This is a genomic window from Nonomuraea sp. NPDC001636 (assembly GCF_040298265.1).
Lineage (GTDB): Bacteria > Actinomycetota > Actinomycetes > Streptosporangiales > Streptosporangiaceae > Nonomuraea.
The window spans coordinates 1-23,312 of sequence record NZ_JBEOZT010000023.1 but is presented as its reverse complement, the minus strand read 5'-3'; the positions used below and the strand labels follow the sequence as shown (position 1 = coordinate 23,312).

Annotated in this window: 18 protein-coding genes; 11 read left to right on the top strand and 7 right to left on the bottom strand. The window is 72.8% G+C overall.

Annotated features, from left to right (window positions below; all coding sequences use genetic code 11):
* The first annotated feature begins 21 nt into the window (after positions 1-21).
* Entirely contained in the window at positions 22-588 is a 567-nt protein-coding gene (locus ABT158_RS34675) for a hypothetical protein (RefSeq protein WP_352360808.1), read from the top strand.
* Between the two features lie 44 nt (positions 589-632).
* Here the strand turns inward: ABT158_RS34675 and ABT158_RS34670 are convergent, their stop codons facing one another.
* The gene (locus ABT158_RS34670; protein WP_352360806.1) at positions 633-1,472 is read right to left on the bottom strand and encodes an NmrA family NAD(P)-binding protein; all 840 of its coding nucleotides are present in this window, start codon (positions 1,470-1,472) and stop codon (positions 633-635) included.
* A 289-nt stretch (positions 1,473-1,761) separates the two neighbouring features.
* Here ABT158_RS34670 and ABT158_RS34665 point away from each other — a divergent pair, with 289 nt between their 5' ends.
* The 4 genes from ABT158_RS34665 to ABT158_RS34650 all read left to right on the top strand — a co-directional run bounded on the left by ABT158_RS34665 (position 1,762) and on the right by ABT158_RS34650 (position 4,985).
* Positions 1,762-2,445, top strand: coding sequence for a response regulator transcription factor (locus ABT158_RS34665; RefSeq protein ID WP_352360804.1), 684 nt, complete (start codon positions 1,762-1,764; stop codon positions 2,443-2,445).
* Between the two features lie 88 nt (positions 2,446-2,533).
* On the top strand, positions 2,534-3,133 hold the full coding sequence (locus ABT158_RS34660) for an NADPH-dependent FMN reductase (RefSeq protein ID WP_352360802.1): 600 nt from the start codon (positions 2,534-2,536) through the stop codon (positions 3,131-3,133).
* A gap of 11 nt (positions 3,134-3,144) precedes the next feature.
* On the top strand, positions 3,145-4,146 hold the full coding sequence (locus ABT158_RS34655) for an ATP-binding cassette domain-containing protein (RefSeq protein WP_352360800.1): 1,002 nt from the start codon (positions 3,145-3,147) through the stop codon (positions 4,144-4,146).
* A complete protein-coding gene (locus ABT158_RS34650) occupies positions 4,143-4,985 on the top strand; it encodes an ABC transporter permease (protein WP_352360798.1) in 843 nt (280 codons plus the stop codon). The genes ABT158_RS34655 and ABT158_RS34650 overlap by 4 nt, the downstream gene beginning before the upstream one ends.
* Before the next feature lie 140 nt (positions 4,986-5,125).
* Here the strand turns inward: ABT158_RS34650 and ABT158_RS34645 are convergent, their stop codons facing one another.
* From ABT158_RS34645 to ABT158_RS34635, 3 genes are read right to left on the bottom strand one after another with little or no spacing between them, the layout of a single operon-like run.
* Positions 5,126-5,710 (bottom strand): SMI1/KNR4 family protein, encoded by a 585-nt coding sequence (locus tag ABT158_RS34645; RefSeq protein ID WP_352360796.1) that lies wholly within the window; start codon positions 5,708-5,710, stop codon positions 5,126-5,128.
* A 27-nt stretch (positions 5,711-5,737) separates the two neighbouring features.
* The gene (locus ABT158_RS34640) at positions 5,738-8,950 is read right to left on the bottom strand and encodes an AAA family ATPase (RefSeq protein ID WP_352360794.1); all 3,213 of its coding nucleotides are present in this window, start codon (positions 8,948-8,950) and stop codon (positions 5,738-5,740) included.
* Between the two features lie 49 nt (positions 8,951-8,999).
* Positions 9,000-10,196 (bottom strand): cytochrome P450, encoded by a 1,197-nt coding sequence (locus ABT158_RS34635; RefSeq protein WP_352360792.1) that lies wholly within the window; start codon positions 10,194-10,196, stop codon positions 9,000-9,002.
* A 141-nt stretch (positions 10,197-10,337) separates the two neighbouring features.
* Between ABT158_RS34635 and ABT158_RS34630 the strand changes: the two genes are divergently transcribed.
* The 3 genes from ABT158_RS34630 (at position 10,338) to ABT158_RS34620 (ending at position 13,703) form a co-directional block, all read left to right on the top strand.
* Positions 10,338-11,855, top strand: coding sequence for an FAD-dependent monooxygenase (locus tag ABT158_RS34630; protein WP_352360790.1), 1,518 nt, complete (start codon positions 10,338-10,340; stop codon positions 11,853-11,855).
* Between the two features lie 93 nt (positions 11,856-11,948).
* Positions 11,949-12,902: an NAD-dependent epimerase/dehydratase family protein gene (locus ABT158_RS34625; RefSeq protein WP_352360788.1), complete on the top strand. Its 954-nt coding sequence runs from the start codon at positions 11,949-11,951 to the stop codon at positions 12,900-12,902.
* Positions 12,903-12,953: 51 nt separating this feature from the next.
* The gene (locus ABT158_RS34620; RefSeq protein WP_352360786.1) at positions 12,954-13,703 is read left to right on the top strand and encodes a sulfite exporter TauE/SafE family protein; all 750 of its coding nucleotides are present in this window, start codon (positions 12,954-12,956) and stop codon (positions 13,701-13,703) included.
* A 45-nt stretch (positions 13,704-13,748) separates the two neighbouring features.
* Here the strand turns inward: ABT158_RS34620 and ABT158_RS34615 are convergent, their stop codons facing one another.
* The gene (locus ABT158_RS34615; RefSeq protein ID WP_352360785.1) at positions 13,749-14,468 is read right to left on the bottom strand and encodes a hypothetical protein; all 720 of its coding nucleotides are present in this window, start codon (positions 14,466-14,468) and stop codon (positions 13,749-13,751) included.
* Between the two features lie 198 nt (positions 14,469-14,666).
* Between ABT158_RS34615 and ABT158_RS34610 the strand changes: the two genes are divergently transcribed.
* Positions 14,667-16,226: a cellulase family glycosylhydrolase gene (locus tag ABT158_RS34610; RefSeq protein WP_352360783.1), complete on the top strand. Its 1,560-nt coding sequence runs from the start codon at positions 14,667-14,669 to the stop codon at positions 16,224-16,226.
* 107 nt (positions 16,227-16,333) lie between these two features.
* Here ABT158_RS34610 and ABT158_RS34605 read toward each other — a convergent pair whose 3' ends face one another.
* Positions 16,334-16,912: a TetR/AcrR family transcriptional regulator gene (locus ABT158_RS34605; protein WP_352360781.1), complete on the bottom strand. Its 579-nt coding sequence runs from the start codon at positions 16,910-16,912 to the stop codon at positions 16,334-16,336.
* A gap of 87 nt (positions 16,913-16,999) precedes the next feature.
* On the opposite strand from ABT158_RS34605, the gene ABT158_RS34600 reads away from it, so the two are divergent.
* Together ABT158_RS34600 and ABT158_RS34595 are read left to right on the top strand one after the other, a co-directional pair.
* Positions 17,000-18,586, top strand: a complete 1,587-nt coding sequence (locus tag ABT158_RS34600) for an MDR family MFS transporter (RefSeq protein WP_502911591.1) — start codon at positions 17,000-17,002, stop codon at positions 18,584-18,586.
* 162 nt (positions 18,587-18,748) lie between these two features.
* The gene (locus ABT158_RS34595) at positions 18,749-21,652 is read left to right on the top strand and encodes an ATP-binding protein (protein WP_352360780.1); all 2,904 of its coding nucleotides are present in this window, start codon (positions 18,749-18,751) and stop codon (positions 21,650-21,652) included.
* Here ABT158_RS34595 and ABT158_RS34590 read toward each other — a convergent pair.
* Positions 21,649-23,312, bottom strand: a 1,664-nt coding sequence (locus ABT158_RS34590) for a M28 family peptidase (RefSeq protein ID WP_352360778.1), incomplete at its 5' end; no start/stop codon positions are given. The genes ABT158_RS34595 and ABT158_RS34590 overlap by 4 nt on opposite strands.

Below are 23,312 nucleotides of genomic sequence, written 5' to 3'. Positions count from 1 at the left end.
GTCCGTGTGTATGGTGAGCCTGTGGAACGTACTCATGATTTTGGGTACAACCCCGCCGTCGAGAGCCTGCGACTCATCGATCACGGGCTGCCGAGGTCCCTTCCCGGCAACCTGAGCGGACGCTTCCGCTTCACCCCTGCCTCCCTGTACGTCGGCGACCGGATCGCGGCGACCGCCTTCGCCCGCCTGGACGGCTTCGGCCTGTCCTGGGTGGACGTCTGGCTGCTGTCGTTCCGCCGCGGACGCTGGGCCCTGCGCGCCGGCGACAGCATGTCCGCCGCGCGCAGCGACGACCTGCTGGCCCACCGCCAGGGCGTCTCGGTGCTCAAGGAGCACGGGCTGACCGACGAGAACGGGCGTTTCGACACCAACGCGGGTCGCTGGTTCCCCCGGCCGAAGCGGTGGGTGGCCTACGGGCTGCTGCGGCTGTCGGCCGAGGTGGAGACGGTCAGGCTGGGCGGGCGGGAGGTGCCGGTGCCGGGACACGGCCTGCAGGCGCTCGCCTGGCGGCTGCAGGCCGGCCCGGTGGTCGCCGACCTGCTCGACGACCTGGGCGAGACGATCGCGGCGGTGAGCCTGACCGCATAGGCGGGCTCCAGGCTGCGACCAGGTCAGGCGCGTGGGCGCGGGCTTCAGGTCGCGAGGAAGTCGGGGGCGTGGTCGCGGGCCCAGGAGCGGAACGTCCGCGCGGGCCGGCCCAGCAGCTCCGGCACCGTGCCGGTGACGCGTTCCGGGGTGTGCGTGAACGACTCCCACGCCCTGAGCCGGGCCTCGACGAACGCCGGATCCCCCCAGGCGGCCGTCAGCTGCTCGCGGGCGATCTCCGGCGGCAGGTCCTCCCAGCGCACCTCGCGGCCGATCTCCTCGCCGACGGTCCGCGCCAGCTCCTCCTGGGTGATCGACTCGGGGCCGGTGATCAGGTACTTGGCGCCGTCGTGGCCGAGGGTGGTGAGCACGTGGGCGACGACGTCCGCGATGTCCCGCTCGTGGATCAGCGATCTGGCGGCCTTTCCGTACGGGAGCCGGACCACGCCTTGCCGGATCTGGGCGGCCCAGGCCAGCGTGTTCGTGGCGAAGTCGATGGCCCGGACGAACGTCCACCGCGTCCCGGACGCCCTGATCAGCCGTTCGATCTCCTGGTGGTAGATGGTGGCGGGCTCGCCGTCCGCCAGGTCGGGCACGTCCGCCGACAGGTACACGACCTGCCCGGCCCGTCCGGCCACCGTGGTCACCACCTGGGGATCCACGGGGATGCCCGGCCACATCAGGTACACCCGGTCGACGCCGCGCAGGGCGGGCTCAAGGCTGCCGGGGTCGGCCAGGTCGCCGCGTACGGGCTCGACGCCGTCCGGGAGCGCCGCCCGGGCCGGGTCGCGGACCAGCGCCCGCACCTCGTGTCCGGCCTCCGCCAGGGAAGAGATCACATGCCTGCCCACGTTGCCGGTCGCGCCGGTCACCAGAATTCCGCTCATGAAAGGCAGCCTAGAACCTCAACCGCAGTCAAGGTCTAGTCACAGAACCGACTCGGCTGAGTGATAAGCCGCACATTCCGGGTAGCGGCAGGAACGGTGATCGCGCTTCAAGGGATGGGAAGGGCTCGGCTGCGGCCGGGCCCTTCCGCTGTTCCCCGGGCCTTTGCGCGTCACAAAAGCGTCCGCATGCGCGTCACAAGCGCGTTCTCGTGCGCGTCGCAAGTGGTCCTCATGCGTGTCACAAGCGGTCCTCAGACAAACCTCATGCACGACCGGCATCGTTTCCGGCATGCACCCGACCGGTCCGACCGTCGCGCCCGAAGCCGCGCGCGACTCGTACGCCGTCCTCGTCGTGGACGAGCGCCCGCTCGGCGCGTCCCTCTCCCGCGCGATGCGCCGCTGGGACGTGCGCAGCCTGGGCGGCGGCGAGGCGGTCAGGGCCGTGCGCGGGTTCCGTCCGGGGGCGATCGTCCTGGACGTCAAGGGCGGCGGCCGCTTCCTGCCCCGGCTGCGGGCCGCGCTGCCCGGCGTCCCGGTCCTCTTCCTGACCGCGCCGGACGCCCTGCCCGACCCGTCGCTCGGACTGCGCGCGGGCGCCGACGACTACGTGATGCGGCCGTTCGGCGTGGACGAGGTCGTGATCAGGCTGCACGGCCTGCTGCGCCGCTCGGCCGACGCCCTGTCCGTCGGCGATCTCACCCTGGACCAGGAGACCCGCCAGGTACGGCGGGCCGGCCAGGAGGTCAGGCTCACGCCGACCGAGTTCGAGCTGCTGCGGCTGCTCATGCGCCATCCGGGACGCGCGCTCAGCAAGGCGCACATCCTCGACCGGGTGTGGGCCTACGACTTCGCCGGCCAGGGCAACATCGTCGAGCTGTACATCTCCTACCTGCGCCGCAAGATCGACGCGGACCGCCGTCCGATGATCCACACCCTGCGCGGCGTCGGCTACGTGCTCAGACCGGCCGCCTGACGGCCCGCTAGATCCCGTCTAGCGGACGTCTGGCGGCCGTCTCGCGCCTCCTTGGTGAGAGCCCGGAACGGGCCGAGGGAGGTGGACGATGACGGGCAGGGACGACACCGCAGGCGAAAGCGCCGCACCGCTCCGTCTCGCGGTGATCATCGCGAGCACCCGCGTCGGGCGGATGGGCGAGACGGTGGCGAAGTGGTTCGCCGGCCGTGCCCGCGACCGTCCCGACCTGGCGGTCAGCCTCCTCGACCTGGCCGGCTACGACTTCCCCGACCGCTACCCGGAGCGCAGCACCCCCTCGATGCGCCGCTTCACCGCGGCCGTCGGCGAGGCCGACGCCTTCGCCGTCGTCACCCCCGAGTACAACCGCAGCTTCCCGGCCCCGCTCAAGCAGGCCATCGACTACGCCTACGACGAATGGCAGGCCAAGCCGGCCGGCTTCGTCGCCTACGGCTCGGGATCTTCCGGTCTGTACGCGGTCGAGCAGCTCCGTACCGTCTTCTCCGCCCTGCACGTCGTGACGATGCGCGACTGGGTAGGCCTCGACCTGCTGGGCGACGACGTGGCCGGGAGCGGCGAACCGTACGACACCGACGACCGCGCGCGTGCGGTCGCGGCCATGCTCGACCAGCTCACCTGGTGGGGCCGGGCGTTGCGCGACGCCCGGCGCGCCCAGCCGTACTGCTCATGAGAGGAACACCCATGCGAGACCTGGCGATACAGACCTCCGGCCTGGTCAAGGTCTTCGGCGACAACCGCGCCGTGGACGGCCTCGACCTGGAGGTGCCGGCCGGCACCGTCTACGGCGTGCTCGGCCCCAACGGCGCGGGCAAGACCACCGCCGTCCGCATGCTGGCCACGCTGCTGCGGCCGGACGGCGGCGAGGCCACCGTGTTCGGGCACGACGTGGTGCGCGAGGCCGACGCCGTACGCGGCCGGGTCAGCCTGACCGGCCAGTACGCCTCCGTCGACGAGGACATGACCGGCGCCGAGAACCTGGTCCTGCTCGGCCGCCTGCTCGGCCACCGCAAGCCGGCCGCCCGGGAGCGGGCGGCGCAGCTGCTGGAGGCGTTCGGGCTGACGGAGGCCGCGGGACGGCAGGTCAAGACGTACTCGGGCGGCATGCGGCGGCGCATCGACATCGCCGCCAGCATCCTCAACACGCCCGACCTGCTCTTCCTCGACGAGCCGACGACCGGCCTCGACCCGCGCAGCCGCAACCAGGTCTGGGACATCGTCCGCATCGTCGTCGCCCACGGCACCACCGTGCTGCTCACCACCCAGTACCTGGAGGAGGCCGACCGCCTGGCCGGCCGCATCGCGGTCATCGACCACGGCAGGGTCATCGCCGAGGGCACGCCGGGCGAGCTCAAGTCGTCCGTCGGCGCGGGCTCGGTCCACGTGCGGCTGCGCGACCCCGCCACCCGTCCCGAAGCCGAACGGCTGCTGTCCCAGACCCTCGACGCGCCCGTCTACCTGGACGCCGACCCCGTGTCGCTCACCGCCCGCATCACCGGCCACGGCCGCGAGGCCGCCGCCGCCGAGCAGGCCTCGCGCGCGCTCGCCCGCCTGGCCGAGGCCGGGATCGTCGTTGACGACTTCTCCCTCGGCCAGCCCAGCCTGGACGAGGTCTTCCTCGCCCTCACCGACCACCCCGCCACCGAGACCGCCGAGTCCGCGACCGCGCAGGAGGCCGCAGCATGACCGCCACCACCGAGACCGCCACGACCTACTCCCCCGCCGCCGACGTGCTCGGCACCGTCCTGGCCCCCGGGGTGAAGCCGCCTCGGCCCAGCGCATGGTCGGCGTCGGTCACGTTCGGCTGGCGGGCCATCCTGAAGATCAAGCACGTGCCCGAGCAGCTGTTCGACGTGACCGCGTTCCCGCTCATGATGACGCTGATGTTCACGTACCTGTTCGGCGGCGCCCTGGCCGGCTCCCCGACCGACTACCTGCAGTTCCTGCTGCCCGGCATCATGGTCAGCAGCGTCGTGATGATCACCATGTACACCGGGGTGGAGGTCAACAAGGACATCGAGAAGGGGGTGTTCGACCGCTTCCGCACCCTGCCGATCTGGCGTCCCTCGACCATGGTGGGCTACCTGCTCGGCGATGTCCTGCGCTACACCCTGGCCTCGACGGTCATCCTCGCCGTCGGCCTGGCCCTGGGGTTCCGTCCGCAGGGGGGCGTCACGGGCGTGCTGGCCGGGATCGTGCTGCTGCTCGGCTTCTCCTTCGCCTTCTCGTGGGTGTGGACGATGTTCGGCCTGCTCATGCGGAGCGAGAAGTCGGTGATGGGCGTGAGCATGCTCGTCCTGTTCCCGCTGACCTTCCTCAGCAACGTGTACGTCGACCCGGCCACGATGCCCGGCTGGCTGCAGGTCTTCGTCAACGTCAACCCGATCACCCGTCTGGTGGCCGCCGTCCGCTCGCTGATGGCCGGTACCCCGGACGTGGGCGAACTGACCTGGGTGCTGATCGCGTCCGTCCTCCTCATCGCGGTCTTCGGCACCCTGACCATGCGCCTCTACAACCGCAAGTAACCCGCCAGGACACCGATGCCCCACCCGCGGCAGGCCCACGCACTCACCGCAGTGCGTGGCCTGCCGCTGTTCCGCGCGATCGCGTCCGTCTTACAGGGCAGGTGGGGGGCGGTGCCGCCAGCCGCCGACCTGCCGGCCGTTCACCCAGGCAGGGGGCACCCAGGCGCAGGGTTCTCCTCTTCTTCGTCCTCGTCCGCCTTCAGCCCGACCGGCTCGATGTCATCGGCGTCTTCCACCGGGACGTCGAAATAGCCGTCGTAGAAGACGTCGTAGAAACCGCGGCCCAGCGAGTCGGCGAGCCAGTCGGCGAAGGAGATGTCCTGGGGGAAGAGAGCGTGCTGGAAACAGCACCTGTTGGGGTCCCAGCCCCACATCGCGCCTGCGGAGGCGCGGCAGTCCAGCAGTGACGCGATCCCGCATCCCCAGTCCATCAGCTGCACCATGCCCGACCACCGTCCGGAGGGCTCTGTTCGTAGCTCCAGGGCCGACGCGGTGATGTCCGGGTAGATGTCACGGGCCCAGAAGTCATAGCCGCGAACACCGATCACGCCGCCTCGTGGGCCGAAGCCGCCGTTCCCCACCTCCAGATACAGGCGCCGTAACAGGGGCGGCAAGGGGTAGCCGACGGCCTCCTCCGCCTCGGCGACGGCCGACTCCGTAGCGGGTGGCGGCAGGTCCGGGCCGACGCTCGCGCGTACGGCCGCAAAGATCTCGTCCTCGGTCATACTGCGCTTCGTCGGCCTTCGTGATCGTCAGAGGTGCCAGGTGATGGGGGTGGTGGGCTGGTAGCGGCAGGTGGCGCCGGTGGAGATGGTGGCGCGGAGGTGGGTGGCGAGTTCGGGGTGGGTCTGGGTGAGTTTGCGGAGGGTGTCGCGGATTCTGGCGGTCACCGTCTTGCGGGCCCGTTCGGCTTCGTCGCCCAGCCGGCGGGAGCGGCCGCCCAGCCCGGCGGCCGTGCGGAGCTCCTCCAGCAGGGCCGCCCTTTCGCGGTCGTACTCGGCCGCCCGGTCGTCGTCGCCGCGGCCGGTGGCCCGGTCGATCTCGTCGTCGAGGACGGACAGGCGGCGGCGGTAGTCGGCCTTGGCCTCCTCGTCGAGCACGGCGTCGCCGCCCATCCCGCGGGCGGCCAGCACGACGTCGCCGCCCTCCGGGGCGAGCAGGGCCACGGCGGGGATGTCGGCGCCGGGGTGGCCGAGCAGGTGGTGCAGGTCGCGCAGGCCCTTGGCGTCGGGCATGTGGGCCAGCCGCCCAGCGAACCTGAGCGCCCAGACCTCGCCGTCCTTGCGGAAGTCGCCCGTGACCGGCTCGGGGCCGGAGTCCTCGGCACGTGCGGGGTCCTCGGCACGTGCGGGGTCCTCGGCACGTGCGGGGGCCTGCGGGGGCGCGGGCTCGGCGGCGGTGCTCCCCTGCGGCGGGAGGGGGTCGAGGACGTGGTGCATGCCCAGCTCGGCCGCCTCGCGCCGGACCGCCGCCAGCACGGGACGGGCCCCGACGGTGTCGCCGCCGGCCAGAAGGGCCTCGGCCAGGCGGGCACGGGCCAGGACCGACCACGGGCGGGCCCGCATCCGGTCGGCTGACCGGTACGCCCGCGCGAACCCCTCGGCCGCCTCCGCCCACCGGCCCTCGGCCAGGTCGAGCACGGCGATCCACAGGTCGTAGGGGCCGCTGATGTCCCAGCCGTAGTAGGACACCGCCCACCGCCCCCGGTGCGGCAGCAGCGCGGCCCGCGCCCCGGCGGCGAGCTCCCGGTCGTGGGTGGCGGCGGCCAGCTCCGCCTGGAAACGCAGCCACAGCGGCTCGGCCATGCGCCCCACCCGCGCGCCGGCCGCGTGGTGGCGCAGCGCGGTGCCGACGTCGCCGGCCTGCAGGGCGGTCAGCGCCTCCAGCAGGCCGCGGTCGGGGTGGCGGCCGGCCCTGAGCCTGCGCAGGACGTCTTCCTGCTCCTCCACCCTGCCCTGGAGCCAGCGGATCGCCCAGCGGTGGTGGTCGAGCATGACGTCGAAGTCGTGGTCCTTGCCGTCGAGGGACAGCCCCGTCATCAGCGACTCGGCCTCGGCGAAGCGGCCGGCGAGCGCGGCCACGATGCTGGCGTCGACGGACGTGGTGAGGTTGAGGTGGGCGTCGTCGGTGCTACGGCCCTTGGCCGCGTAGTCGTGGAACCGGTCGAGGTAGCGGGGGTCGCCCTCCTCGATCATGGCCACCCAGCGCAGGGCGCCGGCGAAGTGTTCGAGCTCGCGGTCGGAGGTGCGCCGGGCGATGTCGAGCAGCTCGCCGGTCAGGGCCACCCGCTCGCCCGCCGTGCCGGGGCCCCAGATGATGTCGTGGTGGGCCCACAGGCTGAAGGCCAGGACGTCGTCGTCGCCTCCCTGGCGGGCCTGGGCGGTGAGGTGGAAGACCAGGTCGAGGGCCAGGCGGTCGTCGGGGGCCGGCTCGCCGACGAGCGCGGCGTGGGCCCGGCGCAGCCGGTCGAGCGAGTCGTCGTGGCCGTAGTGGGAGCGGAAGACCAGCGCGACGCGGGCGGTCAGCTCGGGGTCGCCGAGATCGGCGGCGACGGCGTCGGCCTCCTCGAACAGCCGGCGGCCCGCCTCGCGCTCGCCGCGGTGGTGCAGCTCCCGGCCGAGGTCGAGGCAGATCAGCACGCGCCGGCGGGGCGCGGCGGCGGCGCTCAGCTCGTGCGCGCGGCGCAGGTGGCCGAGCTCCTCCTCGCCGGCGAGCCGGCTGCGGGCGGCGCGGGCGGCGGCCTGGAGCAGGTCGATCGCGCGCTCGGGGTCGACGCGGTCGCCGGCGAGGTAGGCGTGCCGGGCCAGGTCGCTCGGCAGCATGCGGCGGGCCAGGTCGGGGGCGCCGTCGAGGGCGCGCACCACGGCGGCGTGCAGGTCGCGCACGTCGGGGACGGCGTCGTAGAGGGTCTCGCGGACGAGGTCGTGGGCGAAGGCGAACCGGCCGCCGCCCTTGGTCACCACCAGCCGGGCGATCACGGCGGTGTCGAGGAGACGGTCGACGTGCGCCACGGGGGCGGCCACGGCGGCGGCCAGCACCTGGCGGTGGAACTCGCGCCCGAGCACGGCCGCGGCGGGCAGCAGCTCCGCCACCGGACGCGGCAGCAGGGACAGCCGGCGCAGCAGCGCGTCGCGGACGCCGGGCGCCACGGCCGTGGCCGAGCCGCCGCTGCGCCACAGCCGGGCCGTCTGCTCGACGAAGAACGGGTTTCCGCCCGTGCGCACGTGGACCTCGGCCACCAGGTCGGCGGGCGGGTCGAGCCCGGCGGTGCGGGCCATGAGGGCGCCCACCCCGGCCTGGTCGAGGCCGGTGAGCGTGATGGTGGTGGCCTTGGCGACGAGCGGCGACAGCAGGTCGCGCAGCGGGTGGTCGACCGGCTCGACCTCGGCGTCGCGGTAGGTGCCGACGAGGAGCAGGCGCTCGAACCAGGTCTGGCGGGCCGCGAACTCAAGGAGCCGCAGCGAGGCGGGGTCGGCCGCGTGGAGGTCGTCGATGACGATCATGAGCGGGTGGTGCTGCGAGAGCGACACCAGGGCGGTGGTGACCGCGTCGTAGATCTGGAACGCGGAGGCGGTGTCGGTGTCGGCGGCGGTGACCTCCAGGTGTGGCTGGGCGAGCGCCGCCGCCTCGCCGAGCAGGGCGGCCAGGCTGCCGCCGGCCGACTGCTCGGCCTCGGCCCACTCGTGGGGGGCGGCCGAGCGGCGCAGGGCGCGGATGACCTGGACCCAGGGCCAGTAGCCGGGCGCGCTGCCGGAATCCCAGCAGGCGCCGCCGACCACGAGCGCGCCCCTGCGCCTGGCCTCGGCGGCGGCGCTGGTGACGAGCGTGGTCTTGCCGATGCCGGCCTCGCCGGTGACGAGGACCAGGCCGCCGTGGCTGTCGACCACCCGCGCGACCTCGGCACGCAGCAGCGCGGCGGGGTGGTCCCTGCCGATCAGCTCGTGTGGCCTGGCTTCGGTTGGCATGACACCCGCACGTTATCCGCCGCCGCCGACAAAATCCGCGTGCGCGCCGCTACCAGGCGACCTCCAGCTCGGTCAGGCCGTAGACGACGTTGAAGGAGCGGAACTCCGGCGTGGACTCGGTCGGGCGCAGGCCGGGGAAACGTTCGAAGAGCGCGGGGAAGGCGATCTTCATCTCCATGCGGGCGAGCGGCGCGCCCAGGCAGTGGTGGACGCCGTGGCCGAAGGCGACGTGGCCGGGGGCGCCGCGGGTGATGTCGAGGGTGTCGGGGTCGGCGATGAAGCCGGGGTCGCGGTTGGCGGCGGGCAGCGAGCACAGGATCATCTCGCCCGCGCCGATGGTCCGCCCGGCCAGCTCGACCTCCCTGGACGTGATCTTGATCGTCCCGGAGTGGACGATGCTGAGCCAGCGCAGCAGCTCCTCGACCGTCGCGTCGATGCGCTCGGGCTCCTTGCGCAGGAGTTCGAGCTGCCCGGGGTTGCGCAGCAGGGCGAGTGTGCCGAGCGAGAGCATGTTGGAGGTGGTCTCGTGCCCGGCGAGCAGCAGCAGGTTGCCGATGCCGACGAGCTCGCTGGTGGTCAGGTCGTCGCCGTGCTCGCGGATGAGCATGCCGAGCAGGTCCTCGCCCGGGTCGGTGCGCATGCGGGTGACCAGTTCGCGCATGTACGCCCTCGACTCGAAGTTGGCCGCCACCCGCTGCTCGACCGGCAGCGACAGGTCCAGCATGCGGCCGGACCGCCGCTGGAAGTCGGCGCGGTCCTCGTACGGCACGCCCAGCAGCTCGCAGATCACCAGCGACGGGATCGGCAGCGCGAACGACGACACCAGGTCGGCCGGGGAGCCCGCGGCCTCCATGGCGTCGAGGTGCTCGCGCACGATGTCCCTGATGCGGGACTCCAGCCGTTTCATCCGGCGGATCGTGAACTCGGGCGTCAGCATCCTGCGCAGCCGGGTGTGCTCGGGCGGGTCCTGGCCGAGCAGGTTGCCCGCGCGCAGCTCGGCGAGCTGTTCCTCGGTCAGCTCGGGCGCTCCGGGCATGCGGGCGGAGCCCTGCCTGGCGAGCCTGAACCGGTCGGCGTCGCCCAGGACCTCGCGGACGTCGGCGTACCGGGTCACCACCCACGCCTCCAGGCCGAGGAGGGTGTCGATGCGCTTGATCCGTTCCTGGTCGCGCACCTCGCCCAGCTCGGGGGCCGGATCGAACTCCAACCGCCGCATGTGCAGCGGCACCGCCGAGGACTCAGTCATGGAACGACCGTAACAAGTCCGGCGGCCGTCCTCTAGATCGTTCCCGATCGGTGATCCGGCCGGCGGTTTCGGCCCGAGCTTGACGTGGGACGCGCGGCGCTTGGAGTATGCCGATGATCACCATGACGAATGGGAGCAAGCGTGCGCCAGACCGACATACCGGTACTGATCGCCGGAGGCGGGCCCGTCGGGCTGGCGACGGCCGTGGAGCTGGCCCATCACGGGGTGCGCAGCATGGTCGTCGAGCCGCGCGAGAGCGTGTCGTGGCTGCGTCCGCGCGCCAAGACCACGTCGGCGCGGTCGATGGAGCTGCTGCGCAGGTGGGGGCTGGCCGAGACGGTGCGCGCCCGCGCGCCGCTCGCGGTCTCCTGGTCGGACGCGGCGGTCTTCACGACCGGCCTGCTCGGGCGCGAGATCACCAGGATCGGCGGCTGCTTCGGCCTCGACCTGACCGGCTCCGACCTGGCCGCCGAGCCGGGGCAGCAGGTGCCGCAGCCGATCGTCGAGGAGGTGCTGCGCGAAGCCGCCGGTGACGCGCTGCTCACCGGCTGGCGGGTGACCGGCCTGCGCGAGGACGCCGACGGCGTCACCGCCGACCTGGCCGCCGCGGACGGCGAGACCCGCCAGGTGCGCGCCGCGTACGTCGTCGGCTGCGACGGCGCCCGCAGCGTGACGCGCCCGGCCATCGGCGCCCGCTACGAGGGCCGCCAGGACGCCAGGCCCAACTACAACGTCGTCTTCCGCGCGCCCGGCCTGGCCGAACGGGTGCCCCACGGCCCCGCCGTGCACTACTGGGTGCTGAACCCGGCCCAGCCCGGCATGCTCGGCCGGCTCGACCTGGAGGACCTGTGGTGGTGCATCGCCCAGGGCGTCCCGGCGGAGGGGACCGACCCGGTGCGCCTGGTCCGCAACCTGGTCGGGGCCGACGTCGAGGTCGAGATCCTGGCCACCGACCCGTGGACCGCGCGCATGCTGCTGGCCGACCGGTACGCCGGCGAGCGGGTGTTCCTGGCGGGCGACGCCGCGCACCAGAACCCGCCCTACGGCGGCCACGGCTTCAACACCGGCATCGGGGACGCGGTCAACCTCGGCTGGAAGCTGGCCGCCGTACTGAACGGATGGGCTCCCACGACCCTGCTGACCAGCTACGAGGCCGAGCGCCGGCCGGTCGCGGCGGCCACGATCGAGGCCGCCGCCGCCAACATGGCCACGCTCGCGCCCGAGCTGGCCGACCCCGCGCTGATGGGCTCGGACGCCGAGTTCGAGCGGGTGCGCCCGGCCGTCGCGGAGGCGGTGCGGCGGACCAAGGACAGCGAGTTCCACAGCCTGGACCTGGTGCTGGGGTACACGTACGCGGGGTCGCCGGTGGTGGCCGGCGGGTGCGGCGAGCGGCTGCCGCACCGGTGGCTCGCGCCGGGCGAGTCGCTCTACGACCGGCTCGGGCCCGGGTTCAGCCTGGTGGGCGACCTGTCGTCGCCGGAGGCCAAGGTGCTGGTGGAGCGGGCGGCCGAGCTGGGCGTGCCGCTGCGGGAGGTGGACCTGCCGGACGCGGCCGGCACGCTGGCCCTGGTCCGCCCCGACCAGCACGTGGCCTGGCGCCCGTCGCCGGGCCAGGACGCGGCCCACGCGCTGGACCTGGCGATCGGGCGCTCCGCCTGATCCGCCCCAGAACCTGGTGAACGGGCGGCCCGCCTGATCGCCTCAGGACCTGGTGATCGGGCTGCGCGGTTCGAGCCGGTCTAGGGTGGGGGCATGCGCGTAGTGGTGATCGGGGCGAGTGGGCACATCGGCACCTATCTGGTTCCGCGCCTGGTGGACGCGGGCCACGACGTGGTCGCGGTGAGCCGGGGCAAGCGCGAGCCGTACACGCCGCACGGCGCGTGGGAGCGGGTCGCCACCGTGGTCGCCGACCGGGAGGCCGAGGAGGCCGCGGGCACGTTCGGGCGGCGGATCGCCGAGCTGGAGGCCGACGTCGTCGTCGACCTCATCTGCTTCACCGAGGCGAGCGCCCGCCACCTGGCCGGGGCGCTGGCCGGCCGGATCCGGCAGTTCCTGCACTGCGGCACGATCTGGGTGCACGGCCCGAGCACCCGCGTCCCGACCACCGAAGACCGCCCGAAGCGCCCCATCGGCGAGTACGGCCGGCAGAAGGCCGCGATCGAGGCGTACCTGCTCGACCTGGCCGCGCGGGAGGGCTTCCCGGCCACGATCGTCCATCCCGGGCACATCACCGGCCCGGGCTGGATCCCGGTCAACCCGGCCGGCAACCTCGACCCGGCCGTGTTCCAGGCCCTCGCCGACGGCGAGGAGGTGCGGCTGCCCAACCTGGGCATGGAGACCGTGCAGCACGTCCACGCCGACGACGTCGCCCGGCTGTTCGTGGACGCCATGAACAACCCGGCCGCCGCCAGGGGCGAGAGCTTCCACTCGGTAGCCGTGACCGCCTTGACGCTGCGCGGCTACGCCGAGGCGGTGGCGGGCTGGTCCGGCCGGGAGGCGCGGCTGTCGTACCTGCCGTGGGAGCAGTGGCGGGAGACCGTGCCGGAGCACCAGGCCCGCGTCACCTACGACCACATCGCGCACAGCCCCCACTGCAGCATGGAGAAGGCCGGGCGGCTGCTCGGCCACCGCCCCCGGCACACCTCGCTGGAGGCGGTGGCGGAGGCCGTCGACTGGCTGGTCCGGGCGGGCACCCTCACCCGCTGACCCCCACCTGACCAGCGAGCGCACCAGGGCCACGCACTAGAGTCACCCGCCATGACACCTTGGGAGATGGCCGCGGTCTTCGCGGCGGGCGTCGGAGCGGGAGGCATCAACGCCGTCGTCGGTTCCGGGTCGCTGATCACGTTCCCGACGCTGCTGGCCGTCGGCCTGCCGCCGGTCACCGCCAACGTCTCGAACAACATCGGCCTGGTGCCCGGCGGCGTGACCGGCGTCCTCGGCTACCGCGCCGAGCTCAAGGGTCAGCGCGGCCGCCTGCTCCGGCTGGCCTCGGCCTCCGCGCTGGGCTCGCTGATCGGCGGGCTGCTGCTGCTCAACCTGCCGGAGCGCACGTTCACGGCGGTCGTGACGGTGCTGATCGGGTTGTCCTGCGTGCTGGTCCTGGCCCAGCCCAGGATCAGCCGGCTGCTGGCCAGCCGTCCGCGGCAGGCGCACGGCGGGCCCTGGTTGTGGCTGGGCGTGCTGGCCGCCGGGGCGTACGGCGGCTACTTCGGCGCGGCGCAGGGCGTGCTGCTCATCGGCCTGCTCGGCATCTTCCTCGACGAGGAACTGCAGCGCGTCAACGCCGCCAAGAACGTGTTGTCGCTCGTGGTCAACGCCACGGCCGCCGTCCTGTACACGCTGGTGGCCGACGTCGACTGGTGGGCCGTGCTGCTGGTGGCGCTGGGCTCGACGGTCGGCGGGTTCCTGGGGGCGCGGGTGGGGCGCAGGCTGCCCGCGCCGGTGCTGCGCGGCGCGGTCGTCTGCATCGGGGTGGTGGCGATCGTCAAGCTGCTGACCGCTTAGGCGGTCACCGGCTCGTCCCAGTCGACGTGGTGGCGCTGCTCGGAGTCAGCCCGCCATCCCCACGAGGAACGCCGCCGGGACCAGCGCGAGCGTGAGCACGAGCGCCCACCAGCGGGGCGCGGGGCCCGTCCGGAGCACCGCGACGCCCATGGGCACCAGCGCGACGGCGAGCCCGGCCAGCGCGGCCAGCGCGATCGGGTCGCTGCTGCCCTTGAGCACGCCGAGCGGCAGCCCGGCCGCCAGCGCCAGCGCGACGCACCTGGCCACGCCGACCGGCCCGGCCCCGAGGGCCCCGGCACGGAAGGCGCCCACGGCCAGCACGACCCAGCCGCCCATGATGCAGACGTTGACCGCCTTGAACACGTGGAAGGCCCCGTACGTGCCGGCGACCACCCGCTCGGCCGCCTCCAAGCCGAGCGCGTCCACCAGCTGGAACCCCAGATGGCTCACCCCGGCGTGGAACACCCTGCCGAACAGCCCCAGCACCGCCAGCGTCACGCCCCACCTGGCCAGAGCCGGATGGGCGACGGCGATCACCCGGCCGAGCGCGGTCACCGCCGGCCACAGCAGCACGGCGCCCGCGGCGTACAGGCCGTAGGACAGGGCCATGCGGCCCGGGGCGGCAGCGTAGGCGGCGAGCTGACCGGGGAAGAAGTCGTCGGCGCCGAGGCGGACGAGGACTCCGGCGAGCAGCAGCGCCGGCCCGAGCACCAGCCCGGTCCCCTCCACCCAGCGCCCGGGGATCGTCATGCGCGTGATCGTCATGCCTGCCATTCAAGTGACGGGCGCGTCCGGGCACATTGACGCGGCCGCGAGGACCCGCACTCCACCTGGCACTACCACGGCATGAAAGTTTCAGGCGTTCCCGCAGGTCAGACCGGTTGACCGGCGTCCTCGCATTGACGTGCCCGAACGCGGCGGCCGAGCATGACGCCGCGTTCCCCCTCGCGGAAAGGGCACCCCATGCAGACCTCGAAGGCGGCACTGACCGCCCTGGCCACGGTGGTGGCCGGAGCGGCCGTCGCCGTCGCGCTGACCACCACCCCGGCGGGCGCGGCGACCGGAACAGGGACCGGCTACCTGCACACCAGCGGCAACAAGATCCTCGACAGCACCGGGGCGACCGTCCGGCTGACCGGGATCAACTGGTTCGGCATGGAGACCGACAACAAGACTTTCCATGGCCTGTGGTCGAGCAACCCCTGGAAGAGCCAGATCGACAAGATGGCCTCGCTGGGCTACAACACGCTGCGGGTGCCGTACTCCAACGACGCGCTCAAGCCGGGGGCCACCGCCACCGGGATCAACGACTACGTCAACCCCGACCTGGTCGGCCTGTCCCCCATGCAGATCCTCGACAAGGTCGTGGACTACGCGGGCGTCAAGGGCATGCGGATCATCCTCGACCGCCACCGTCCGACCGCGGCCGGGCAGTCGCCGCTCTGGTACGTCGGCGCCACGCCCGAGAGCACCTGGATCAACGACTGGAAGACCCTGGCCCAGCACTACGCGAACAACCCGACGGTCATCGGCGCCGACCTGCACAACGAGCCGCACGCCGAGGGCACCAACCCCAACGCGACCGGCGCCTGCTGGGGCTGCGGCGACCAGGCCCGCGACTGGCGGCTGGCGGCCGAACGGGCGGGCAACGCGGTCCTGGGCGTGAACCCCGACTGGCTGATCTTCGTCGAGGGCGTGAGCTGCCCGAGCGGCGGCCTGTCGAACGTCTGGGACAACGACCCCAGCAACGACGAGGACTGCGGCTGGTGGGGCGGCAACCTGTCGAAGGCCGGCCAGTACCCGGTACGGCTCAACGTCGCGAACCGCCTGGTCTACTCACCGCACGAGTACGCCACCTCGGTCTACCACCAGACCTGGTTCGACGCCCCCGACTACCCCGCCAACATGCCCGCCATCTGGGACAAGTACTGGGGTTACCTCTACAAGCAGAACATCGCGCCGATCATGATGGGCGAGTTCGGCACCACGCTGGCCTCGAACGTCGACAAGGTCTGGCTCCAGGAGCTCATGAAGTACACCGGCACCGGGGTGAACGGCATGTCGTTCACGTACTGGTCGTGGAACCCGAACTCGGGCGACACCGGCGGCATCGCCAATGACGACTGGACCACCATCAACCAGGCCAAGCAGGACATCCTGCAGCCGTACCTGATTCCGCCGGCCGGGGGCGGGGGCAACCCCACGACGTCGCCGACGGTGCCCCCGCCGGGGCAGTGCACGGCCGCCTACAAGCAGACCAACGCCTGGCAGGGCGGCTTCCAGGGCGAGGTGACGGTGAAGAACACCGGGACGTCCCCGATCAGCGCCTGGACCGCGACCTGGACGCTGCCCTCGGGCGTCACCCTGAACAACGCCTGGAACGCGGTGGTGACGGTCTCGGGCACCACGTGGACCGCCAAGGGGCCCGACTGGGCGCGGAGCCTGGCGCCTGGGGCGTCGGTGGCGATCGGCTTCACCGCCAACGGCCCCGCCGCCACCCCCGCGAACGCCACTTGCTCCTGACCCCCGCCACCCCCGCAAACGCCACCTGCTCCTGACCCCCGCCACCCCCGCGAACTCCGCCTGTTCCGGCCCCAGCCGCCCGCGTTCCCCCGTCGGGACGCGGGCGGTCAGCTGAACGGGCGGGACATCTCGTCGAGCATCTCAGCCATGACCTCCCGCAACGAGCGCGACTGACGCTCCTCGACCCACAGGTGCGAGCCGAGCCGCAACGCCGTGAGGAACCCGGCCGCCATCACCTGCGAACGCACCGGGCTCTCCCGCCCGGAGATCGCCTGGGCCAGGTCGCGCTCCAGCGCCGCGTGGTTGGCGAGCTGCCGGGCCAGCAGCGACGGGTGCCGCTTGGCCAGACGGGCGCGCACGGCCCACTCCCGCGCCGGCTCGCCCACCTCCTCGAACACGTCGTCGATCGCCCCGCAGAGCGCCTGCCAGGCGGTCCGGCCGGCCGGCTGGGCGCCCACCTTCTCGACCAGGTCGCGGATGCGCTGCTCCTCGCCGTAGAGGACGGCGTCCTCCTTGCCGGCGAAGTAGTTGGAGAACGTGCGGCGCGAGATGTTCGCGGCGTCGGCGATGGTCTCGACCGTGACGGCGTCGAGGCCGTGCTCCCCGACCAGCCGCATGGCCGCCTCGTGTACGGCCTGCCGCGTCTCGGCCTTCTTGCGCTCGCGCAGCCCGCCGGTGCTGTCCATGATGCGCCAAGCCTACCGTCCGGGAATATATGCTCAGCGGGCAAACTTTCCCATTGGGCATTGTTTTAACGTAGGAGGAGGCCGCGCATGAGCGCACCGACCGTCCCGGCCGCGCCGCCGGGTCAGATGAGCCATCGGCAGATCATGGAGGCCCTGAGCGGGCTGCTGCTGGTCCTGTTCGTGGCGATGATCAGCGGCACGATCGTGTCGGTCGCGCTGCCGCAGATCATCGGCGCGCTGAACGGCACGCAGTCGCAGTACACCTGGGTCATCACCGCCTCGTTGCTGGCGTCCACGGCCTCCACCCCGATCTGGGGCAAGCTGGCCGACCTGTTCAGCAAGAAGCTGCTGTTGCAGATCTCTATCGTGATCTTTATGGTCAGCTCGGTGGCCTGCGGCTTCGCCCAGGACACCGGCCAGCTCATCGCCTTCCGCGCCCTCCAGGGCCTCGGCATGGGCGCGCTGCAGGTCCTGGTCCAGGTGATCATCGCGGCGATGATCAGCCCCAAGGACCGGGGCAAGTACAACGGCTACCTCGGCGGCGTCATGGCCGTCGCGACCGTGGCCGGGCCGCTGCTCGGCGGCCTGATCGCGGACACCTCCTGGCTCGGCTGGCGCTGGTGCTTCTTCGTGGCCGCGCCGTTCACCGTGGTCGCCTTCCTCCTGCTGCAGAAGACCCTGCGGGTGACCCACGTGCGCCGCGAGGGCGTCAAGGTCGACTACGTCGGCGCCACGCTGATCGCGGTCGGCGTGAGCGTGCTGCTCATCTGGGTGACCTTCGTCGGCAACTCCTTCGACTGGCTGTCCTGGCAGACCGCGGCGATGGTGCTCGGCGGCGTCGCCGTCCTGGTGGTCGCGACCTGGGTGGAGACCGTGGTCAAGGAGCCGGTCGTGCCGCTGCACGTCATCCGCCGCCGTACCCCGGCGCTGGCCATCCTGGCGAGCCTCGCGGTGGGCATGGCGATGTTCGGCGGCTCGGTCTTCCTCGGCCAGTACTTCCAGATCGGCCGCGGCTACAGCCCGACCGAGGCGGGGCTGCTGACGATCCCGATGATGCTCGGCGTGCTGCTGTCCTCGGCGATCTCCGGGCGCATGGTGTCGAGGAGCGGGAACGTCAAGCCGTACATCGTGACCGGGGCGGTCGTGCTGACCGTCGGGTTCCTGGTGCTGTCCACGATGGACCACCAGACCTCGCTCGTGCTCATCGCCGGCGCGATGGTGCTGGTCGGCGCGGGCGTCGGCATGTCGATGCAGAACCTCGTCCTCGCGATCCAGAACACCGTGCCGCTGCGCGAGCTGGGCGCGGCCAGCGGGGCCGTGACGTTCTTCCGCTCGCTGGGCGGCACGGTGGGCGTGTCGGTGCTCGGCGCGGTGCTGGCCAACCAGGTCGCGACCGGCATCGCCGAAGGGCTGGCCAAGATGGGCATCGACCCGGCCAAGGCGGCCGCGGGCGGCAAGAGCACGCTCAACATCGCGGCGCTGCCGGAGCCGTTCAAGGGCATCGTCAGGGCCGCGTACGGCGACGCCACCGGGCACATCTTCCTGATCTCGGCGGGCATCGCCGTGATCGGCGTGATCGCCACCCTGTTCCTCAAGCCGGCCAAGCTCCGCGACAGCGTTGACCTGGCCGAACCCGCCCCGGCGGGTGACGGCAGGACCCCCGTCGCCTCCTGAGGCGCCGCCCGCGGGGGACGGGGCGGCCGAGGGCGCCGGGATCACCGGCGCCACCAAGGGCACGGCATTTGACCGGAAAACAGAGGCTTGACCCGCGCTGACCCGTGATGGATAACAGTATTCCGACAGGGGGAGTAAACCTGCACTGTTACGGAGACCCCGATGACAAGCCTGGCTTCTCCTGGGTTGATCGGGCGTGACGCCCAGTTACGCTCACTCGTCGACGCCATCACCGGCCCTCCGGCCGTCATCCTCGTGCAGGGCGAGGCGGGCATCGGGAAGACCCGGCTGGTCAGGGCCGCGCTCGACCTGCTGCCCGACGGCGAACGCACCGTCCTGATCGGCCATTGCCACCAGATCCGCGAGCCGTTCCCGTACGGCCCGGTGTTCGACGCGCTGCGGCACGTCGGGTGCGCGCTGCCGGAGACGGGCACGCTCAACCCGGTCACCGGCGCCCTGCGCGGCTACCTGCCGGAGCTGGCCGGGCACCTGCCGCCAGTGCCGTCGCCGCCCCCGCTGGACGACCCGCGCGCCGAGCGCCACCGCCTGTTCCGCGCCGTGCACGCGCTGCTGGCCGCCGCGGCCCCGGCGGTGCTGGTGATCGAGGACCTCCATTGGGCCGACGACGGCACCCGTGACCTGCTGCGCTTCCTCACCGACCAGCCGCCGGCGGGGCTCGCGCTGGTGGTGACGTTCCGCCGGGAGGGGCTGCCGGTGCCGGGGCTGCCGTTCGGGCGCGCGTACCGGCGTCCGCCGGGGGTGCGCAGCGAGGTGATCTCGCTGACGCCGCTCGACGTCGAGGGGGTGCGCCGCCTGACCGGGGCGCTGCTCGGCCGTTCCACGCTGACCTCCGACTTCGTCACGAAACTGCGCGACCGCACGGCGGGGGTGCCGTTCGTGATCGAGGAGGTGGTGCGCTCCTTGCTCGACGACGAGGGCCAGTTACTCGGCGGCCAGGAGGAGCCGGAGGTCCTGGAGCGCATGGCGGTGCCGCTGCTGCTGCGCGAGGCGATGACCGAGCAGCTCACCGGGCTCTCGCCGGCCGCGCTGCACGCCGTGCACGCCGCCGCCGTGCTCGGGCTGCCCGCCGACGAGCAGCTCATCGCCGCCGTCTCCGGCCACCCCCTCGGCGACGGGCTGAGCCAGGCGCTGAAGGCCGGCGTGCTGCTCGAACAGCACGACGGCCAGTACGGCTTCCGCCACGCCCTCGCCCAGCAGGCCGTCTACGACGCGATCCCCGGCCCCGACCGGCGGCTCACCCACCAGCGGGCGGTGACCGCGCTGTCCGTCCTCGAACCGCCGCCGCTCGTCCAGCTCGCCTACCACGCCAGGCGCGCGGGCGACTTCGAGTCCTGGCAGCGGCACGGCCCGGCGGCGGCCGACCAGGCCGCCGCCATCGGCGACATCCCGCTCGCCGTCGAGGTGCTGGCCGGCATGCTGGCCGACCCGAAGCTGCCGCACGACGCGCGCGGCCCGCTCGCGCTGCGGCTCAGCCGGGTGGCCGCGATCGGGCTGTCCTACCGGCGGGTGGTGCGCTCGCTGCGCCACCTGCTGGCCGAGGACTTCCTGTCCCGGCACGTACGCGGCGAGGCCCGGCTCAACCTGGGCGTGCTGCTGTCCAACCAGGCGGGCGTGGTCGCCGCCGGCCGTCAGGAGATCCTGCTCGCCCTGCCCGACCTGCACGACCGGCCGAGCCTGGCCGCGCGCGGGCTGGCGCTGCTGGCGATGCCCGCCTGGGGCGACGAGCCGCTGGCCGTCCACGAGGAGTGGATGAACCGGGCGGAGAAGCTGCTGGCCACGGTCGAGGACCAGGATCCGGAGCTGACCGCCGCCGTGCACGCCAACAAGATCAGCCTGGCCATGATGCTGGGCTCGCCGGACGCCTTCGACCTGGCCGCGGCCCTGCCCGCGAACGACCCGTCGGCGGCGGTGCGCAGGCAGGTGGCGCGCGGCTACGCCAACCTGTTCGACGCGGCCATCGCGCTCGGCCACTACGCGGCGGCCGAGCGCTTCGCCGACCAGAGCAGGCGCATCGCCGAGGAGACGGGCGCGCAGTACCCGGTGTTCCTGGTGGAGATGTCCTCGATCCGGCTCGCCCTGCTCACCGGCCGGTGGGAGGGCCTGCGGGAACGGGCGGTCGCGGCGGTCGAGATGACGGCCGAGGCGCCGCTGCTGGCCGTGGACGCCCGGCTCGTGCTCGGCATGCTGGCCCTGGCCAGGGGCGAGTGGGAGGAGGCCGCCGAGCACCTGGTGGCGGCGGGGGTCAACGACGTGGAGTCGGGGTTCCTGCCGGTCGCCGCCGTGGCCTCGGGCGGCCTGATCGAGCTGCACCTGACCCGCGACTGCCCGCACGAGGCGCTGGCCGAGGCCGAGCGGGCGGTGGCCAGGCTGCGGCGCAAGGGCATGTGGGTGTGGGGCGACCAGCTCGTGCCCCCGGCCGTGACGGCGCTGCTGCGGGCCGGACGGGCGGAGGAGGCCGAGGAGCTGGTGGCCGAGTTCGCGGCGGGCATCGAGGGCCGCGACGCCCCCTCCGCGCACGCCGGCCTCGACGCGGCGGCCGGCGCGCTGGCCCTGGACCGGGGCGCGTACGAGGAGGCGGCCAGGTGCTTCGCCAGGGCGCGGGCCGCGTACGAGGCGATGCCGAGGCCCTACACCGTGGCCAGGACGGCCGAGTCCGAGGCGGCGGCCCGGCTGGCGACCGGCGACCGGGCACGGGCCGCCGACCTGATCGCGGACGCCTGCGAGCGGTACGCCGGCCTGGGCGCGACCCACGACGCCGCCCGCTGCCGCCACCTGCTGCGCGAGATCGGGCCGGGCAGCGCGCCGCGCCGCGGCAGGAAGGGCCGCAGCGGGGTGTTGTCGCCGCGGGAGGCCGAGGTGGCCAGGCTGGTCGCGCTGGGCCGGACGAACAGGGAGATCGCCGAGGTGCTCTTCCTGTCCCGGCGGACGGTGGACACGCACGTCGCGCGGGTGCTGCAGAAGCTCGGCGTGCGCACCCGCAACGACGTGAAGGAGCCCCGGCCGGATGACCGGCCGGGGCTCGTCAACCCTGATTCCGACGGTTAGACCGTGATGCTCCAGGAGTCCAGGAAGCCGGTGTCACCGGCGTAGACGTCCTCGATGTCGAGCGTCCAGGTGCCGGCGGCCTGCTGGCTGACCGGGACCGAGAAGGTCCTGGTGCCGTACTGCGTGCAGGTGGTGCCGCCGTAGGCGTCGACCACGTACCAGGTGCCGTTCGGGCCGCGGAGCCAGATGTCGAGGTCCTCGGCGCAGGTGTGGCTGATCGTGATGGACACCTTGACCGGGGAGGCCGCGGTGCCCGTCGCGGTGGACGTGATCGAGCTCTGGGTGTTGGAGAAGTCGCTGATCTGGTAGTCGGTGTCGTTGGTGAACGTCCGGCCACCCGAGGTGCCCTGGACGGTCAGCGTGTACGACGTGGTGTGCGTCGTCGTCTCGCCGGTGCCGGTCACGGTGATCGGGTAGCTGCCCGCCGGGGTGGTGGGCGAGGTCGCGATCGACAGGCTGGACGAGCCGCCCGACGTGATGCTGGCCGGGTTGAACGAGGCCGTGGCGCCGGTCGGCAGGCCGCTCGCGGACAGGTTCACCGTCTGGGCGGTCCCGTTCGTGGTGGTCGAGCCGATCGTCGTCGTAGCGGTGGCGCCGGCCTGCACCGTGCCCGAGCCGGGGTTGGCGGAGAGCGAGAAGTCACGCGGCTGGGTGGTGCCGCCGACCGCCTGCTTCCAGACGGCGTACGCCGCGGCGTCCGCCGCCCGGTCGAGGACGGTGTCGTTGATGTTGGAGGTGGTGTCGCAGGAGGAGTGGTAGCAGGAGTCGTAGGCCCGGTTGGCCGTGCCGCCCCACTTGGTCGCCTGCGCCGACGTCTTGGTGGCGCTCGCGCCCGCCGCCACGCCCGAGCTGGCGATGCCGGCGTTGCGGAAGGAGGCGTCGTCGGACCGGTTGGCGCCCTCGGTGTTCTCCTCAGGCTGCAGGTTCAGCTTGTCGTAGAACTCCTTCAGGTAGGACGCGCCGGTGGTGGTGATGTTGTTGATGAAGTAGCCACCGTTGGGCGAGCCGACCATGTCGTAGTTGTAGTAGATCTTGATCTTCGACCGCTCGGTCGAGCTGAGCGAGGCGACATAGGCCGCGGAGCCGTTCAGGCCCTGCTCCTCGTCGGTCCACCAGCCGAACCGCACGTGCTTGGTGAGCGTGGGGTTCTTCTGGGCCAGGGTCAGCGCGACCTCCAGGAGGGTGGCCGAGCCGGAGCCGTTGTCGTTGATGCCCGGTCCCGCGGACACGCTGTCCAGGTGGGCGCCGGACATGATGACCTGGTTGGCGTCGCCGCCGGGCCAGTCGGCGATCAGGTTGGGGCCGGCGCCGCTGGTGCAGTAGGAGACGCTGCAGGTCTGGCGGGTCACGGTGTACCCGGCCGCCTGGAGCTTCTGCTCGACGTAGGAGACCGACTGCAGGTAGCCCTGGCCGGTGGACCTGCGGTTGCCGCCGTTCGCGGTGGCGATGCTCTGGAACTGCGCCAGGTGCGTCTTGACGTTGGCGACGCTGACGTCAGGCGGGTCCTGGCCGCCGGGGCCGCCGCCGCCCACCGTCAGGGTGTACGTGGCGGTGTGCGTGGTCGAGCCGGTGCCCGTGATGGTGATCGGGTAGGTGCCCTGGGCCGTGGAGGCGCCGACGGACAGGGTGAGGGTGGAGGAGTTGCCGGAGGTCACCGAGG